At 68.3% G+C, this 13,303-nt stretch carries 10 protein-coding genes, 1 tRNA gene and 1 riboswitch; of the genes, 9 read left to right on the top strand and 2 right to left on the bottom strand.

Translation table 11 applies throughout. From position 1 onward, the window contains the following. Positions 1–42: 42 nt before the first annotated feature. From ACQPWU_RS39255 to ACQPWU_RS39220, 8 genes are all read left to right on the top strand, one after another. On the top strand, positions 43–318 hold the full coding sequence (locus ACQPWU_RS39255; RefSeq protein ID WP_433430726.1) for a hypothetical protein: 276 nt from the start codon (positions 43–45) through the stop codon (positions 316–318). A 14-nt stretch (positions 319–332) separates the two neighbouring features. Further along, complete coding sequence (gene glmS / locus ACQPWU_RS39250) at positions 333–2,153, top strand: glutamine--fructose-6-phosphate transaminase (isomerizing) (RefSeq protein ID WP_433430724.1); 1,821 nt, start codon at positions 333–335, stop codon at positions 2,151–2,153. 59 nt (positions 2,154–2,212) lie between these two features. After that, positions 2,213–2,983, top strand: a complete 771-nt coding sequence (locus tag ACQPWU_RS39245; RefSeq protein WP_433430722.1) for an SAM-dependent methyltransferase — start codon at positions 2,213–2,215, stop codon at positions 2,981–2,983. A gap of 67 nt (positions 2,984–3,050) precedes the next feature. After that, positions 3,051–3,956, top strand: coding sequence for a Bug family tripartite tricarboxylate transporter substrate binding protein (locus ACQPWU_RS39240; protein WP_433430720.1), 906 nt, complete (start codon positions 3,051–3,053; stop codon positions 3,954–3,956). 43 nt (positions 3,957–3,999) lie between these two features. Beyond that, positions 4,000–4,194: riboswitch (cobalamin riboswitch) on the top strand. Between the two features lie 21 nt (positions 4,195–4,215). Further along, the gene (locus ACQPWU_RS39235; protein ID WP_433430719.1) at positions 4,216–6,459 is read left to right on the top strand and encodes a ribonucleoside-diphosphate reductase subunit alpha; all 2,244 of its coding nucleotides are present in this window, start codon (positions 4,216–4,218) and stop codon (positions 6,457–6,459) included. 10 nt (positions 6,460–6,469) lie between these two features. Beyond that, a complete protein-coding gene (locus ACQPWU_RS39230; protein WP_433430718.1) occupies positions 6,470–7,465 on the top strand; it encodes a ribonucleotide-diphosphate reductase subunit beta in 996 nt (331 codons plus the stop codon). Positions 7,466–7,520: 55 nt separating this feature from the next. Then, positions 7,521–8,537: a mechanosensitive ion channel family protein gene (locus ACQPWU_RS39225; protein ID WP_433430717.1), complete on the top strand. Its 1,017-nt coding sequence runs from the start codon at positions 7,521–7,523 to the stop codon at positions 8,535–8,537. 179 nt (positions 8,538–8,716) lie between these two features. Beyond that, positions 8,717–8,792, top strand: a tRNA-Pro gene (locus tag ACQPWU_RS39220). A gap of 143 nt (positions 8,793–8,935) precedes the next feature. Here the strand turns inward: ACQPWU_RS39220 and ACQPWU_RS39215 are convergent. Beyond that, positions 8,936–10,003 (bottom strand): glycerophosphodiester phosphodiesterase family protein, encoded by a 1,068-nt coding sequence (locus ACQPWU_RS39215; protein WP_433430715.1) that lies wholly within the window; start codon positions 10,001–10,003, stop codon positions 8,936–8,938. 597 nt (positions 10,004–10,600) lie between these two features. On the opposite strand from ACQPWU_RS39215, the gene ACQPWU_RS39210 reads away from it, so the two are divergent. Next, entirely contained in the window at positions 10,601–12,130 is a 1,530-nt protein-coding gene (locus ACQPWU_RS39210) for a pectate lyase family protein (RefSeq protein WP_433430713.1), read from the top strand. A 576-nt stretch (positions 12,131–12,706) separates the two neighbouring features. On the opposite strand, the gene ACQPWU_RS39205 is transcribed toward ACQPWU_RS39210, so the two are convergent. Further along, the gene (locus ACQPWU_RS39205) at positions 12,707–13,291 is read right to left on the bottom strand and encodes an RBBP9/YdeN family alpha/beta hydrolase (protein WP_433430711.1); all 585 of its coding nucleotides are present in this window, start codon (positions 13,289–13,291) and stop codon (positions 12,707–12,709) included. Positions 13,292–13,303: the final 12 nt, after the last annotated feature.

Below are 13,303 nucleotides of genomic sequence, written 5' to 3'. Positions count from 1 at the left end.
GATGATGGCGTGTCTCGTTCCAGATGCGTAGTGTCCTCCTCTGTGTCCACCACACGACATCCCTTCGAAGACCTCATCGCCCACCTCACCGAGACGAGCCCCTTGGGCCCGGGTGAGGCCGCGCGAGTGGTCGCCGACGTGCTGTCGTACTTCTCCGAGTCCGCCGAGGAGTACGTCCGGCGCCGTCACGGAGAGCTGAAGTCGCGCGGCCACACCAACGACGAGATCTTCCCGAGGATCGCCCGCGAATTACGCGGTCGCCGGGTAGCGGCACCAGAGCTGTCCCTGCGGCAGCTGCGCAGGATCATTTACGGATAAAAGAGGAGACCTCTATGTGCGGAATCGTGGCCTACGTCGGCCCGAGGGACGCGGCGCCCATCCTGCTGGAGGGCCTGCAGCGGCTGGAGTATCGAGGCTACGACTCCGCCGGGGTCGTGGTGTCCAACCGAGGGCTCAAGGTACGCAAGGTCAAGGGCCGCGTGGCCGACCTGGCCAAGGTGATGCCGGTCAGGTTCAAGGGCACCCTCGGCATCGGGCACACCCGGTGGGCCACGCACGGCGTGCCGAGCGACGTGAACGCGCATCCGCACCTGTCCGGCGACGAGCGCATCGCGGTCGTGCACAACGGCATCATCGAGAACGCCGGCGAGCTGCGCGCCAAGCTGGAGGCCGACGGCGTGGAGTTCGCCTCCGAGACCGACACCGAGGTGCTCGCGCACCTGATCGCCCGCGCCGTCGACGAGAACGACACGCTGGAGGAGGCGGTCAGGAAGACGCTCAAGAGCGTCGTCGGCACGTACGGCATCGCGGTCATCGACTCGGAGCGGCCCGGCGAGGTCGTCGTGGCGCGCAACGGCAGCCCGATCGTGCTGGGCATCGGCGAGAAGGAGATGTTCGCCGCGTCCGACGTGGCCGCGCTCGTCCGCTACACCCGCCAGGTCGTCCACCTGGAGGACGGCGAGCTGGCCGTGCTCAAGGCCGACGGCTTCCACACCTTCTCCAGCGACGCCCGCGAGACGGCCAAGGAGCCGCTGACCGTCGACTGGGACGCCGGGCACTACGACACCGGCGGCTACGAGCACTACCTGCTCAAGGAGATCTCCGAGCAGCCCGAGACGATCACCCGGACGATGAGCGGCCGGCTCGACGAGCGCTTCCACGTGGCCCACCTCGGCGGCCTGAACATGGACGCCCGCGAGACCCGCTCGTTCCGGCGCGTGAAGATCATCGGGTGTGGTTCCGCCTACTACTCGGGGCAGATCGGGGCGCAGCTCATCGAGGAGCTGGCGAGGATCCCCTCCGACGCCGAGCCCGCCAGCGAGTTCCGCTACCGCAACCCGGTCGTCGACCCCGACACGCTCTACGTCGCGATCAGCCAGTCGGGGGAGACGTACGACACGCTCGCCGCCGTGCAGGAGCTCAAGCGCAAGGGCGGCCGCGTCATCGGCATCGTCAACGCGGTCGGCAGCGCCATCGCCCGCGAGGTGGACGGCGGCATCTACCTGCACGCCGGGCCCGAGGTGTCGGTGGCCTCGACCAAGGCGTTCACCTCGACGTCGCTGGCGTTCGCGCTGCTCGCGCTGCACCTGGGCAGGGTGCGCGACCTGTCGCCCGCCGACGGGCGGCGCATCGTGGAGGGCCTGCGCAGGCTGCCCGGGCAGATCGAGGAGATCCTCACGCAGGGCGACAAGATCGCCGAGCTGGCGCAGAAGTACGCCAAGCACCCGAGCATGATGTTCGTGGGCCGCGTGCGCGGCTACCCGGTGGCCAGGGAGGGCGCGCAGAAGCTCAAGGAGATCTCGTACGTCCACGCCGAGGCGTACCCGGCCAGCGAGCTCAAGCACGGGCCGCTCGCGCTGATCGGCCCCGACATGCCGACGGTCGCGATCGTGCCCGACGACGAGCTGCTCGACAAGAACCTCACCACGCTCGGCGAGATCCGCGCCCGCGGCGGCCAGGTGCTCATGGTCGGGCACCGCGAGCCCGACGCCAAGCTGGCCGACGACGTGATCGTGATCCCCAAGAACGAGATCGAGCTCGACCCCATCCTGCTCACGATCCCGTTGCAGCTGCTCGCGTACTATGCCGCCGTGGCGCTCGGCCGCGATGTGGACAAGCCGCGCAATCTAGCCAAGAGTGTCACGGTCGAGTAAAGAGGCTAATTTGGCCTCAAACCTCGTTATCTTGCTGCGGACGGCATAAATTCGATGCTGTGCGGCAGTTCGACCATGAGACGCCCAATCTCGCACGCATGTACGACTACATGCTCGGCGGGAAGGACAACTTCGCGGTCGACCGCCAGGCCATCGAGCAGCTCGCCGAGCTGATCCCGCAGGCGGTCCCGCTGGCCCGCGCGAACCGGGCCTTCCTCCAGCGTGCCGTGCGCTACGTGGCCGCCGCCGGGGTGCGCCAGTTCCTCGATCTCGGCAGCGGGCTGCCGACCCAGGGCAGCGCGCACGAGGTGGCGGAAGAGGCCAGGGTCGTCTACGTCGATCATGATCCGGTCGTCGCCGCACACGCCACGGCCCTGCTCGGACGTTCGGGCAGGGCCGCCTGCGTTCAGGCGGACCTCCTGGATCCCGACGCGGTGCTTGCCCAGGCGGGCACGTTCCTGGATCTGCGGAAGCCGGTCGGGGTCCTGCTGGTGTCGATCCTGCACTTCCTGCCGGACTCGGCACGGCCGCAGCGGGCGGTGGCCTGTCTGCGCGAGAGGCTGGCGCCGGGCAGCTACCTCGTGATCACCCACGCCACGTCGATGAGCCGTCTGGAGGACGAGCAGCGATACCGGGGCGCCTCCAGGGACGATCCGGGTGCAGGCGCCGACCGCGCGCCCGCCGAAATCCGCACGTTCTTCGGCGACTTCCCGCTGGAGCCTCCAGGGCTGGTGCAGGCCGTCGACTGGCGTCCCGACCGGCCCAAGCTGGTCGGCGACTGGTCTCTGCCTTCGTCGCTCATGGCCGGGGTCGGCAAGAAACCTCTCTGAGAGGCATGTGTATCTCTGCGTAATGTGCCAATAACTCCGAGTACGCGATAGTTCGGGGGAGAGGCACATGCGCCGTCGGCGGTTCTTCGCATGGGGGCTGGGTCTGGCCGTGTGCGCGGCCGGTTGCGGCACGGGACGCGTCACCGGAGGCGCGGCGCTGCGTACCCGGTTCCTGATCAGCCCCGAGGGGCGCCGCTGGACGCGCACCGGGCAGGTGTTCGCCGACGCGGCGCGCGCGGCCGGATACCAGATCGGCGCCGGCACGAAGGTCACGCTGGCCGGCCTGCCCGCCCTGGCCGCCGCCGAGGTGAACGGCGGCCATACCTTCCTCGACACCACGACGCCGCTGGCCAGGCTCAGCGGCGAGGTCGAGGTCGTGGTCGTGCCCGGCGACTCCCGCTTCAGGGACTTCGAGGCCTTCGGCGCCCACCTGCTCGCCAAGCCGGGCCAGACCCCGCTGGCGGGCGGACCGCAGGGCGAGCCGGACCACCTGCTGTTCGGGCTGATCGCCAAGGGGCTCGGCGCGGACACCAGGCAGATCGACTACACCGGCTATCCCAGCAGCCAGGAGGCCGCCACCGCGCTGCTGTCCGGCAAGGCCGAGGCCGCCGCGGGCCTGCTCGCCGACTGGCGCGCCGGCATCGGCACGGGCCAGGTCAGGGCGCTCGCTGTGTCCTCGGCCAAGCGGGTGTCGGAACTGGACGTGCCGACGCTGCTGGAGTCCGGCGTACGGGTGGACTTCGCGGACTGGGTGGCGGCCTTCGGACCCGAGGCCATGCCGGAAGGGGCCCGCGAGGCGGCCATCCGCATGTGCGACGACGTGACCGGCTCGCCGGCCTGGGACGCGGCCTGTCGTTCCGAGGGGTGGATCTCGATCCCGCTGAGTGGCGAGGACTTCGAGCTGTGGCTGGCCTCCGAGGTCGAGCGCACCCGCGCCGTACTGAGAGATCTCGGACTGCTCAACAAGCCCTGAGCCACAACATGCTGGGTCAGTTGCGGGAACGGCTACTAGATGTAGGATCCTCCTCGTCGCTGGTTCGCCTCTCCGGAGGCGGAGTAAAAGGGAACCCGGTGCGATTCCGGGGCTGCCCCGCAGCGGTGAGCGGGAACGACCGCCGTCATACGCACTGGAGCGATCCGGGAAGCGACGGCCAGTAGGCAACGATTGTGCGCCCGCGAGCCCGAAGACCTGCCTGCGACATGCCGGGCTGCCCGCCCGGCGTGAAGTGACCATGGCCTCGAGGGAGGGCCGGGGAGCGAACCGGCGGGTGCTGCCTGCCGTCGTGCTCTCGCGCGCCCTCACGGGGGACGAGCTCGCGAGGAGAGAGCACGTGACGCAGATCATCGGGATCGACCGTCGTCTGGCCATCGAGGAGGCCGCCGCCCGGGTCATCGCCGATCCGGCCAACTCCCGGGTCGCCGCCAGGCTGCTGGCCGAGGAGATCGCCGAGGAGGCCGCCGCGCACGGGGTGCGGTCGTTCTCCGAGTCCATCGCCGCCACCCACGCGGCCGGGCTCATCCAGGACGGGCTGGCGGAGTTCGTCGCCGCGCACGCGGCCGAGCTGGACGCGCTGGTCTCCGCGGAGGCGGACGACCGGTTCGAGTATTTCGGGTTGCGCACCGTCTATGACCGCTACCTGCTGCGCCACCCCGAGACGCGGGCGGTGCTGGAGCGGCCGCAGCACTTCTTCCTCCGCGTGGCCTGCGGGTTGTCCGAGACGGTCGAGGAGGCGGCCGAGCTCTACGCGCTCATGTCCACGCTGTCGTACCTGCCCAGCTCGCCCACGCTGTTCAACTCGGGCGCGCGCCGGCCGCAGCTCTCGTCGTGCTTCCTGCTCGACTCGCCGCGCGACGAGCTGGAGGCGATCTACGACAGGTACGGGCAGGTGGCGCGGCTGTCGAAGTACGCGGGAGGCATCGGCATCTCCTGGACCCGGGTGCGCTCGCGCGGCTCCCTGATCCGGGGCACGAACGGCCACTCCAACGGCATCGTCCCCTGGCTGCGCACGCTCGACTCCTCCGTCGCGGCGGTCAACCAGGGCGGGCGGCGCAAGGGCGCGGCCTGCGTCTACCTGGAGACCTGGCACGCCGACATCGAGGAGTTCCTCGAGCTGCGCGACAACACCGGTGAGGACGCCCGGCGTACCCACAACCTCAACCTGGCGAACTGGGTGCCCGACGAGTTCATGCGCCGGGTGGAGGCGGACGAGGTCTGGTCGCTGTTCGACCCGAAGGAGGTGCCCGATCTCACCGACCTGTACGGGGAGGCGTTCACGCAGGCGTACCGCGCGTACGAGGCCGCGGGGCGCTACATCCGGCAGATCCCGGCCAGGACCCTCTACGGCCGGATGATGCGCACGCTCGCCCAGACCGGGAACGGCTGGATGACGTTCAAGGACGCCGCCAACCGCACCTCCAACCAGACCGCCCGTCCCGGGAACGTCATCCACCTGTCGAACCTGTGCACCGAGATCCTGGAGGTCACCAGCGACGCCGAGACCGCGGTCTGCAACCTCGGCTCCATCAACCTCGCCGCCTGCCTCTCCGGGGGCGACCTGGACTGGGACCGGCTCCGCGGCACCGTACGCACGGCCGTGCGCTTCCTGGACAGGACCATCGACCTGGGCTTCTACCCCACACCCGAGGCCGAGTCGGCGAACAAGCGGTGGCGGCCGATCGGGCTCGGCGTGATGGGCCTGGCCGACGTGTTCTTCGCGCTGCGGCTCCCGTTCGACTCGCCGCGGGCCCTCGAGCTGTCCACCCGGATCGCCGAGGAGATCGCGCTGGCCGCTTACGACACCTCGGCCGACCTCGCGGCCGAGCGCGGCCGGCACCCCTCGTACGCCGACACGCGGGCGGCCGGGGGAGTGCTGCACCCCGACCACTACGGCGCCGGGACCTCGCCGCGCTGGGAGGCGTTGCGGGAGAAGGTCGGCGTGACCGGCCTGCGCAACTCACTCATGATCGCCATCGCGCCGACCGCCACGATCGCCTCCATCGCCGGCTGCTACGAGTGCATCGAGCCGCAGGTGTCCAACGTGTTCAAGCGCGAGACTCTGTCCGGGGAGTTCCTGCAGGTCAATCGCTATCTGGTGGCCGACCTGCAGGCACGCGGGCTGTGGACGCAGGAGATGCGCGACGCCATCAAGCGGGCCGACGGCTCGATCCAGGCGGTCCCCGGCATCCCCGACGACCTCAAGGTGCTCTACCGCACGGCCTGGGAACTGCCGCAGAAGGCGCTGATCGACCTGGCCGCCGCCCGCCAGCCGTACATCGACCAGTCGCAGTCCCTGAACCTCTTCATGGCCAGCCCGACCATCGGCAAGCTCTCGTCGATGTACGCCTACGCCTGGAAGCAGGGCCTGAAGACCACGTACTACCTGCGCTCCCGCCCCGCCACCCGCATCGCCCAGACCACCGTCGCGGCTTCGGTTTGCTCCCTGGAGAACCCGGAGACCTGCGAAGCCTGCCAGTAAGGAGACGTCTATGCTGCTCGACCCGGGAATGGACCTCACGCTCCGGCCCATGCGCTACCCCGACTTCTACGAACGGTACCGCGCGGCCATCCGCAACACGTGGACCGTCGAGGAGGTGGACCTCCACTCCGACCTCGCCGACCTGGCCAAGATGACGCCCCAGGAACGGCACCTGATCAACCGGCTGGTCGCGTTCTTCGCCACCGGCGACTCCATCGTGGCCAACAACCTCGTGCTCAACCTCTACCAGCACGTCAACGCCCCTGAGGCGCGCCTGTACCTCAGCAGGCAGCTGTTCGAGGAGGCCGTGCACGTCCAGTTCTACCTGACCTTGCTGGACACCTACCTTCCGGACCTTTCCGAAAGGGTGCAGGCCTTCGCCGCGATCGACCACATTCCTTCGATCCGCGACAAAGCGGAATTCTGCTTCAAATGGATCGATTCGATCAACGAGTTGCAGCGCCTGGAGACCCGGGACGACCGCCGGCGCTTCCTCCTGAACCTGATCTGCTTCGCCGCCTGCATCGAGGGCCTGTTCTTCTACGGCGCCTTCGCGTACGTGTACTGGTTCCGCTCCCGCGGACTGCTCGGCGGCCTGGCCACCGGCACGAACTGGGTGTTCCGGGACGAGTCCATGCACATGGAGTTCGCCTTCAGCGTGGTGGACACGGTGAGGGCGGAGGAACCAGGACTTTTTAACGATGACCTGGGCAAACAGGTTACTCTCATGCTGGAGGAGGCCGTGGCGGCCGAGCTGGCCTTCGCCGAGGACCTGTGCGGGGACGGCATGCCCGGCATGGGGGTCGAGCAGATGCGCCAGTACCTCCAGTACGTCGCCGACCAGCGGCTGGCCAGGCTGGGCATGCCCAAGAGGTACGGCTCGGCGAACCCGTTCGCGTTCATGGAGTTGCAGGACGTCCAGGAGCTGGCCAACTTCTTCGAACGGCGGGTCTCCGCGTATCAAGTGGCAGTTGAGGGCAATGTGACCTTCGACGAGTCTTTCTAGACATTGGGGGCAAGGCGTGCAGTCTCTGGCGGACTGGCCGATTCTCGTAATCTCGGTGATCGGGTCGATCCTCCTGGTTGAGCTGGTGCGGAGGGTGCTCAACAAGGTCGGGCGCAAATGGGCGCTCGCCCGGCACCTGGTGGAGCACTGCACGTGGCCCGCGTTCTCGGTGGCGGCCGTGGCGGCCTTCAACCTCGTCTTCAGGCCAGGGATGTTCGGCGCCGGCCCGGACGAACAGGGCGTCGCCGCGACGGTGCAGCGGGTGCTCGGCCTCGCCACGATCGCCGCGGTCACCTGGCTGATCGTCCAGGCCTCGTACGCGCTGACGGACGTCGTACTCGACCGGCTGGTGCTGGTCGAGGGGGAGCGCAACCGCAGGGCGCGGCGGATCAGGACGCAGCTCACGCTGGTCCGCCGCATCGCCGCCGCGGTCATCATCGTGATCGCCATCGGCGCCATGCTCTTCTCGTTCCCCCAGGTCCGCGCCCTCGGAGCGGGGATCCTGGCCTCGGCCGGCATCGCGGGCGCCATCGTCGGGATCGCCGCCCAGCCCACCATCGGCAATGCCCTGGCCGGCCTCCAACTCGCCTTCAGCGACGCGCTCCGGCTCGACGACGTGGTCGTCGTGGAGGACGAATGGGGCAGGATCGAGGAGCTGACGCTCACCTATGTCGTCCTGCGCCTGTGGGACGAGCGCCGCCTGGTCCTGCCGGTGTCCTACTTCACCCAGAACCCGTTCGAGAACTGGACCCGGCACGGCAGCCGGGTCCTCGCCGTCGTTTTGCTGCGCGTGGACTGGTCGGTGCCGGTGTCGAAACTGCGGGAGGCGCTGTATGAGTTCCTGCAGGGCAATCCGCTGTGGGACCAGAAGGACTGGACGCTCCAGGTCACCGACGTGCTCCCGAACGGCCTGGTGGAGCTGCGCGCCCTGATGAGCGCCGCGGACTCGCCGTCCGCGTGGGACCTCAAGTGCGACGTACGCGAGTTCCTGGTCGACCACGTCAGGGACAACTACCCGGACTCCCTGCCCCGCTTCCGCGTGGAGACCCCGGAATCCCGCGTGCAGAATTAAATATGTGGCACGGGGCCGATCAAGGCTTTACCGTGGACATTGTCCAGCAGCACGAAGAAAGGCGGCGAAGTGAGCATCCTCGTGGCCCTTCCCGAGCCGCCGCGAAGGCTTTCCTGATAAATCCTCGAATTGTTCGGAGAGCCGTCTCGGATCCACCGGGGCGGCTTATTTGTTGACGACCGGGTGTGGGGCAGTTTGGTCAGCCCGCCTGCCTTGGGAGCAGGAGTACCGCAGGTTCGAATCCTGCCACTCGGACAGCGGTCCTGAAAGGAAAGGGCCGCGGGCCACGGCCTGGCCGACGGGATTGGCGCCCCCCGGCCGGACCCAGCCCCCGCCCCGGGCCGGCCCACGCCAGCCAAGCCCGGGGCCCAGCCGCTCTGGCGCAATCGGCAGAGGGGTCAGCGCGTCGCGTAGGCCTTGGGCAGTCGCATGCCACGGTCAGCCATGATCTGCCGGACGCGGTTCGGATAGTCCGTGATGATGCCGTCGATGCCCATGTCCATCAGGGCCTCGATGGTCGCGGGGTCGTCGCAGGTCCAGGGGACGACCTTCAGGCCACGTGCGTGCGCCTCGGACACCATCGTCGTGTCGACGTAGAAGCGGAAGCCGGGGTCGCCGATCTTTCCGTTCTGCGGGAAGCCGTACACGGGAGACAGCGCGGTGACGCCCGGGATGCTGGCGGCGGCCTTCACGAAGTCGCCGCCGAAGTCGTCGGCGTCGAGCCCACCGAGCCACGGCGAGGCACCGGGCTTGCCTACCTGAAGGAAGTCGTAGTTGGTCAGCGCAACCAGTGGCCAGGACGGCGCCAGCCGGTGCACTTCCTTCAGCGCGCCCCAGTCGAAGGACTGGATGGTGACCTGGTCCTCGATTCCCGAGGCGTGGATCTCCTCGTACACCCGGCGGACGAACAGCTCGCGCGGCTGGGTCTGCTCCGGCGCGCCCGCCTCGACCTTGGTCTCGATGTTCAGCTTGACCTGCTTGGCGTGGAAGCTCTTGACGAGGTCCAACACGTCCTTGAGCTCGACCATCCGGAAGCCGTGGATCACCTCCTGCTCGGGGAAACCGGGCAGTTGCTGGTATCCGCAGTCCATGGTCTTGATCTGGGCCAGGGTCAGGTCCTTGATGAACTTGCCGACGTAGGGGTACATCGGGTCGCCCGGTGTGACCGGCGCGGTGTCGCGGCACTTCTGGGCGCTGATCTGCCGGTCGTGGTTGACGACGACTTTCTCGTCCTTGGTGACGTGGGTGTCCAGCTCAAGTGTGCTGACACCAAGGCGCAGGGCCTTGGTGAAACCCTCCAGCGACTCCTCGGTGGTCAAGCCGAGCCCACCTCGGTGGGCCTGCAGGTCGAAGTGGGTCTTCTGGGGCAGCACACCGGGATCAGCGGCGGTCGACGCGTGCGCGGCTACCGGAGCGGCAAGTGCCGGCAGGAATGCCAAGCCTGCCAGGACATGGCGAAGGTACACGGGAGTCTCCTTGCTCAGGTCTGTATGACCTCGCGAAGGTAGATCGTCCGCCGACCCGCGCTACGGCCGTGGCGTGATGGCGTCGTGAACGTTCGCCGAACGCTTCCAGCGACGGCCTGGCCGCGCTGCTTGCCTCTCCGCCTGCCACGGTGAAACTTTCATCAGCCACTGCAACTCCCAGCAGCTCAGGGTATGCAGTGTGACCTGCCCGGATGGCAGTCCGGAGATTCGCGTGGCCACGGAGTGCTTTCACGCCTCAGTCCCGTGTGCTTCACTGCTCCCATTGCCGGAAAGCGCTTTCCGAATTGGAGCGCCGACGCCCGTTCGAAAGAGGTCCGACTTGGAAGAAACGTTAAGGCGTTGGGCGCGGCGATCGTACTTGCCGTCGCCCTGAGCGCCAAAAGATGAAAAGAGCTCCCGGCGTACGGCTCCCGGCATTCCCTTTCTCGGCCTGCCGATCCCGCCGGCGGCCGGAGCCGGTGTCCCGGGCGCTGACGTGATCCCGTGACAAGCCCGATGCTGCGCCCCTGCGGCAGGCCCGCAGCATCCGACCGCAGGGAAACGCACCCAGCATACGAAGACGAAAGTGAGATGAGGATGAGACGAGTAGTCGCATTGCGACTCCAGGCGGCGCTGGCCACGGCGGCCATCGCCGGCACGATCGGCATGGTTTTACCGGGAATCCAGGCGTCGGCAGCGTCCGGCAGCGCCACCGGCTACGCGACCAGCAACGGTGGGACCACCGGCGGTTCGGGCGGGCAGACGGTGAGGGCCACCACGGGGACCGCGATCCATGCGGCTCTGTGCAGCCGGGCCAGCAGCAGCACCCCGATCACCATCGAGGTCGAGGGGACCATCAATCACGGCAACACCAGCAAGGTGTCGGGTGGAAGCTGCAACACCGCCGACGGCGTGATCGAACTCAAGCAGATCAGCAACGTCACGATCATCGGGGTCGGCAACGGGGCCGTCTTCGACCAACTGGGCATCCACATCCGCGAGGCCGGCAACATCATCATCCAGAACGTGACCGTCCGGAACGTCAAGAAGTCGGGCTCGCCCACGTCCAACGGTGGCGACGCCATCGGCATGGAGAGCGACGTACGCAACGTCTGGGTCGATCACGTCACTCTGGAGGCCTCAGGCGGGGAGTCGGAGGGGTTCGACGGCCTCTTCGACATGAAGAACAACACCCAGTACGTGACCCTGTCCTACAGCATCCTTCGCAACTCCGGTCGCGGCGGGCTCATCGGGTCCAGTGAGAGCGACCTCTCGAACGGCTTCATCACGTTCCACCACAACCTGTACGAGAACATCGACTCCCGCACGCCCCTGCTGCGTGGCGGCATCGCTCACATCTACAACAACTTCTACATAAACCTCAACGAATCCGGCATCAACTCCCGAGCCGGGGCCCGCGCCAAGGTGGAGAACAACTACTTCAAGGACTCCAAAGACGTCCTGGGCACCTTCTACACCGACGAGGCCGGCTACTGGCAGGTCAGCGGCAACACGTTCGACAACGTGACCTGGTCCAGCCCCGGCAGCGAGAACAACCCCGCCGGCCCCAACCCCCAGTCCAACACCACCGTCAGCATCCCGTACTCCTACAGCCTCGACGGGGCCGGCTGCGTGCCGGACATCGTCCGCCAGACGGCCGGCGCCAACAAGGGTCTGCAGGTGTCGAACGGCAACTGCTCGCCCCAGACGCCGACCGCGACACCAACCAGCCCCACACCGACAGCCAGCCCCACCCCCGGTGGAACCAACCTCAGCATCGGGGCCGGCTCCGACGGCTCCAGCAAGGGTGACGGTACGAGCTACGGCAACGTGCGGGACGGCGACATGAGCACCTACTGGTCGCCGGCCGGCTCGACCGGCGACATCTCGATCAAGTGGGGTTCCGCCAAGACGGTGTCCAGGATCATCATCCGAGAGGCGTCAGGCGCCACGGGCGCTATCGGGTCCTGGCAGGTCATCAACGGCGACACTGGCGCCGTCCTGAAATCCGGCAGCGGGGCGGGCGCCATCACCTTTGCCCCGACCTCGCTGAGCAAGATCACCTTCAGGATCGCCGGCTCGACCGGCACGCCGAAGGTCGCCGAGTTCGAGACCTACGCCGGGTAGCACCAACCACCAGGAGCGGGGGCCGTCAGAACTGACGGGCCCCGCCCTTCTGCCCTGAACGGTCAGAGCCCCTGAGGGGCTGACTTGCTCAGGGAGCTCCCGCCGGTGCCGCGGCTGATCGGCGGGAACGTCGGTGTCATCGGGTTCAGCACGAGCGTCCTGTCCGCCACGGCGCCGCACCGGCCGGCCGGAGCCCTCCACCGCGTCCTGGACCTGATCGCTCAGGGACGTCGCGACGTGCCGGTCACCGAGGTCGGCTCGCCCGACCGAGGTGCCCTTGGTCCATCAGCAGCTCGCCCGAGGGGGACGGCATCGGCAAGTACGTCGCCAGGGTAAGTCGTTCCGTCCGGCCGCGTGGACTCGCGTTTGAACGCGGCGAACGCGATGTCCGACGGGTAGTCCGTCTGCCGCGCCACGCTCCGTGGTGGCGCGTCGGACTCGCGCAGCAGCCGGGCCGCGATCTCGCGGGCGATGACGCGGTGTGCGGGGGGCTCTCCGGTTCTGTGGTCGGTGGGAGCCGATCGGCAGGCCGCCGGCCCGACTCCAAGCTGCGGGGCCGGGCCAGGGCCGCGGGAGTCAGTCCCGGATCGGCAGGAGCTCGCGGATCAGGCGGGTTGCCTGCGGGAGTTCGGTGAGCTCGTGGCCGGTGCTGGGCAGGTGGCCGCCATCGGGAAGCAGGGTGACCGTGGCGCCCAGGTCCTGGGCGAACGAGATGAGGTGTTCAGCGGTGGCTGGCCCGGTCACCGGGTCGTCGACGGCGTGTAGCACTTGTATCTTGTGCGCGGCCAGGCGGATGCGGTCCCAGTCGAACCCCGGGGTGAAGAATCCGGCCAGGGCGTCGTAGCCGACCTCCTTGGCCATGCCGGCCACCAGCACCACCCCCGCGTACGGGTCGAAGCGCTCGGTGTCGTGCTGCTGGAGCAGCCGCAACACGTTGACGCCGCCCAGGCTGTGGCCCACCAGCACAGTGTCGGCGGCCGTGCTCGGGTCGGCTGCCTCGGCCAGGGTCTTCAACCACGCGTGTGGCTCGGGGGCCTGCGGGTCGGGCAGGTCGGGGATCAGTACCTGATGGCCCTCGGCGGTGAACTCCGCGCGCAGCGCGGGGTACCAGAATTCGGTGCTGGAGCTGGCGAGCATGTGGGAGACCACGATGGTGCTCAAGGCGAGCCTCGA

It is taken from the genome of Nonomuraea sp. CA-141351, assembly GCF_050944675.1.
In the GTDB taxonomy this organism is placed as follows: domain Bacteria; phylum Actinomycetota; class Actinomycetes; order Streptosporangiales; family Streptosporangiaceae; genus Nonomuraea.
This window is presented reverse-complemented; position numbering and strand designations above follow the sequence as displayed.

Excerpts from the sequence above, each read along its gene's own strand:
- glmS (WP_433430724.1), top strand. The coding sequence starts at position 333 with ATGTGCGGAATCGTGGCCTACGTCGGCCCGAGGGACGCGGCGCCCATC.
- ACQPWU_RS39240 (WP_433430720.1), top strand. The coding sequence starts at position 3,051 with ATGCGCCGTCGGCGGTTCTTCGCATGGGGGCTGGGTCTGGCCGTGTGC.
- ACQPWU_RS39210 (WP_433430713.1), top strand. The coding sequence starts at position 10,601 with ATGAGACGAGTAGTCGCATTGCGACTCCAGGCGGCGCTGGCCACGGCG.
- ACQPWU_RS39230 (WP_433430718.1), top strand. The coding sequence starts at position 6,470 with ATGCTGCTCGACCCGGGAATGGACCTCACGCTCCGGCCCATGCGCTAC.
- ACQPWU_RS39235 (WP_433430719.1), top strand. The coding sequence starts at position 4,216 with ATGGCCTCGAGGGAGGGCCGGGGAGCGAACCGGCGGGTGCTGCCTGCC.